General features: G+C 63.8%; 2 protein-coding genes and 1 pseudogene. 2 read left to right on the top strand and 1 reads right to left on the bottom strand.

Translation table 11 applies throughout. The annotated features are described in order from the left end of the window. Positions 1-123: 123 nt before the first annotated feature. A complete protein-coding gene (locus ACFQS7_RS30655) occupies positions 124-1,134 on the bottom strand; it encodes an AI-2E family transporter (RefSeq protein WP_380070935.1) in 1,011 nt (336 codons plus the stop codon). A 121-nt stretch (positions 1,135-1,255) separates the two neighbouring features. On the opposite strand from ACFQS7_RS30655, the pseudogene ACFQS7_RS30650 reads away from it, so the two are divergent. Together ACFQS7_RS30650 and ACFQS7_RS30645 are read left to right on the top strand one after the other, a co-directional pair. Beyond that, a pseudogene (locus ACFQS7_RS30650) lies at positions 1,256-2,568 on the top strand (IS3 family transposase). A gap of 503 nt (positions 2,569-3,071) precedes the next feature. Further along, a complete protein-coding gene (locus ACFQS7_RS30645) occupies positions 3,072-3,281 on the top strand; it encodes a DUF2934 domain-containing protein (protein WP_380070934.1) in 210 nt (69 codons plus the stop codon). Positions 3,282-4,037: the final 756 nt, after the last annotated feature.

Raw genomic sequence — 4,037 nt, 5'->3', positions numbered from 1 at the left:
GTGCGGCCGGACTTCGTTGATCAGCGGTTCCAACGCCGCCCACCGCGCGTCGCTCAGAACGTGAATACCAGGGTTCTCCGTCATCCCTAACAGTTAGGAATGTACCTCAGGAGCTAACAGACCTTAGCCCTTTGACAACATCCTGGCGATCCATTCGGTGCTGCTGAAGCGGCCGCAGACGATTGCGACGGCGGCGGTCAGCGGCACCGCGAGGAGGGCGCCAGCAATACCCCAGACCCAGCTCCAGAAGGCGAGAGCCACGACAATGGCGGCCGGCGACAGCGACAGCCTTTCGCCCTGCATCCAGGGGTAGACAAAGTTGCTGACGGCGACCTGTAGGACCGTGTAGCCAAGGAATGTGACAAGCAACATGGTCCAGTCCTGGAACTGGATTAACGCGTAGAGCGTCGGGAGGATGATACCGATGATATTGCCGAAAACCGGGACGAAATTGAGCAGGAAGTTTAGCAGTCCCCAGGTGACTGCCAAGTCGAGGCCGATCGCAAGGGCCCAGGCCATGGATGCCAGGCCGGTGAAGAGGCTCACGAGCACGGTCACACCCAGGTAGCTACGGAACACGCTGGCAATTCGTTCAGCGGTATCTAGCACGTCCTGCCTGTCGGAATCGGACACCCCGTGGTGGAGCTTGCGCCGGAATGCCGGGACTTCCGGCAAGCCGAGCAGCACCAAGATTGCGATGAACCCGAGATAGCCGAGGACGGTATAGAGCCGTGAGAGGGCGGCCTGGGCGAGGCCGACTAGACGGGCGAAGCCGTCCTGCTCCAACGGCGTCGGCAAGCCATGCCGGCGCAGGGAGGCGAGAAAGGTGTCGTAGAGGCTCCGGAACTCCTCCTGCCGGTCGACAAAGCTCTGCACTACCTGCGAAGCGGAGAAATAGACAGCGCCAAAGAAGCCGAGGAGAACAAGCAACAGCAGCATGCCGGCCAGGAGATAGCTCAGCGCGGCGGGCAGCACCCGATCCAGCCATTGCTTCACCGGCCAGATCACGGCGACGATGAAAATAGCGCCAGCGAGCGGCATAGACACCGGATAGCTCCACCGCAGCCCGGCGATCACCAGCAGTGAAACGATCAGACCCAGCAAGCGATCGCGGACACTCGGCGCCTCTGGCATGTGCTGAACTTTCCTCATCGCTCTTCATCTGGGCGGCTGATGGCAGCTCTGCATGGGGTGCGGCACGGTTCGATGAGACAGCCGGCTGCGGTAGGGATCACCGCAACCGGAGGTCAGACCGATGGACCAGAACCACAGCGACAAGCCTGACGGGACGCCGACGTGCGCCCAGGACGCTGATGCCGGCGCTCCTTTGGGCGGTGCCCGGCCGGAGCGTCGCAACTCCGCCCGGCGCAAGCTGGCCGCCGTCACCCGCCTGCTGCGCGGCGAGCCGCTCGAGACCCTCGCGCGAGAGCTCAATGTCACCGTCGCCCGCCTGAGCGAGTGGCGCGACCGCGCCTTGGTCGCGGCAGAGGCGGCGATGAAGGAGCGCGAGCGCGACAGCCGCGATGAGTAACTGCTCCGCCTCAAGGCCAAGCTTGGCGAGGTCACCATGGCCAACGAGCTGCTCGAACAGAAAATCGCCGCCCTGGAGGGCGGCCGCCCTTTGGGCCGGCGGAGGCCGAGGCGGTGAGCCAGTCCCTCTCGCCGGCCACAGGCCGCGCTTACGGCCTGGCCAGGGTCGCTCGCGTCTGGCGCCTTTCCCGCGCCACGGTTTACCGGCATCGCGCGGTGGCCGGTGCCGAGCCGCTGCCGTCCCGCCCGGCACGGCGCGGTCCGATCGGGGCCTGCTCCGATGCCGCGTTGCTCGAGCACATCCGCGCCCAGGTCCTTGGCTCACGCCTGCATGGCGAGGGCTACCGGAAGATCTGGGCCCGGCTGCGCCATGGTGACATCCGCACCTCGGCCCGGCGGGTCCGGCGTCTGATGGGCCAGCACGGCCTGCTCGCGCCACACCGCATCGGCCGTCCCGAGCAGCGCGCCCATGACGGCACCATCACCGCCACCGCAGTGGACGCGATATGGGGCACCGACATGACCGAGACCGTGACCGTCAGAGAAGGTCGGGCCCGGGTCTTCGTCGCCGTCGACCACTGCTCCGGCAAGTGCGTCGGCAACCATGCCGCCCGCTCCGGCAACCGCTTCGAGGCACTCGAGCCGGTCCGCCAGGGCGTGCTGCGGTACTTCGGCGGCATCGAAAAGAACGCAGCCAAGGGTCTCGCCCTCCGGCACGACCACGGCTCGAACTACATGGCCGGCGACTTCCAGGACGAGATCGGCTTCCTCGGCATCGAGAGCTCGCCCTCCTTCGTCCGCCAGCCCGAGGGCAACGGCGTCGCCGAACGCTTCATCCGTACCCTGAAGGAGAACTTCTTATGGGTGCACACCTTCGACACCATCGAAGAGCTGCGCCGCGGGCTGCAGGATTTCGTGGCCCACTACAACGCCACTTGGCTCGTCGCCCGGCACGGCTACCGCACCCCGAACCAGATCCGCGCCGAGCAACGCAGCCTTGCTCAAGGCCAATCTGACAACCTACTCTTGGCCGCCTGAACAGCGCAGTCGGCTGTCTCATCAACCGGTTGCACTACAGCCGCCCAGGCCAGGGTGCGGGGAACGGTCAAGAAGGCGGGCGCGGAAGCCAACAGGGCGATGCGAATGGCCAGACGCAGCCAGCACGGCCCTTCGCACTCCCTTGTCTCGGCCGGCCCGGAATGGGGGCGATCGGACATGGCGTCACAAACCTTCCCTCTGGCGCGCCATCTGACCCGGCCCGACGCACGAGATCCGCGCCGGTTGCGTCCAGCTTGTAGGGGAAGCGCCATGCTGCTTGGGCGACGGCCTAGCCACCCTCCACCGTAACATCATTGCACACTAACGATTATGCTGCTTGAGCAACTGATCGGCTTAGAATTCATAGTTCCAATTAAATTAAAAATAGAAAAATACCCGGTCGTGTGGTATGCCGTTAAATAGTGATTCTCTGTCCCGCAGAACAGAAGAGACATATTTTCTTGAAATATTGTTTCATGCCAGGGTTCATATAGGAGGACAGTATGTCTGATGTTGCCGACAACTCTAAAAATCGGGATTTTGTGGATCAGGATTCTGATGAGCGCATCCGAGCGCGTGCCTACCTGATGTGGGAGGCCGATGGCAAGCCAAACGGGCAAGCGGACCTGTACTGGCATCGAGCGCGCGAGCGCATGGAAGCAGAAACTCACTCTTCCTACCCTCCAGCCCAGACAGGTAAGCACCGGAGCTAGTGCAGCGGCGCGGACCAAAAATACAGGCCGCTTACCAGCAACACGGGATTGCACCCACATTGGCAGACGCGCGCTCACGCCCGCTGAATTGGGATCAGCAGTACCTGCGCGGCCATCGATGCCGCAGGTGTCGGCGTGTGATAGTGGAACGTCGAGGCCGATGAGATCGCCATGGACAAGCGTGCCTATGAGCTGTGGGATCTGCATGGGGCGTCGCCGCGACATCCAAAGACCTGTTCGGGAAGATTCATCCGAAAAGTGTCGATCGGGTGCGGGCAGCATTCGTCTCGACGCGGGCAATCGTTGGCTCGCACGAAATCGACTTCCGCATCCTGTCTGGCGATGCCATCCGATGGGTCTCCGCGCGTGGTCAGCGCAATCGTCTGCCGCAGTTGATGGAAGCCTGACGACGCCGACCAGACGTGCCAATCAACCGGCAGTGACGCCACCTATCGGAACCGATCGCGGTAGCGAGAAACCGAGCTCACCTCTCGTGTCGCCCTCCTTCTCGAGATGGCCCCGAATGGTGAGGTAGTCGCACAGGATGCGGATGCCGCATACCGCCGCACCGGTCGACTGCGCGCAGCCTCGCGGAACGGCATCCTAGGCACTGCTGCAAGTCTTCCGCGCCTAGCAGGCTGCTGAAAAGCGGTCTCGGAAAGCGGTTGGTTGGTCTCGGTGACCCGCATCCAGCGGCGGCGTTGTCCGAGCATGCGGCTTTTCGCGCGGTTTTCGGGGGGCGGCGGCGGTCGCGGG

Source organism: Dankookia sp. GCM10030260 (genome assembly GCF_042666655.1).
Taxonomy (GTDB): Bacteria; Pseudomonadota; Alphaproteobacteria; order Acetobacterales; family Acetobacteraceae; genus Paracraurococcus.
Note: the sequence above shows the minus strand (reverse complement) of the source record. Positions and strands in the feature narration are given on the sequence as shown.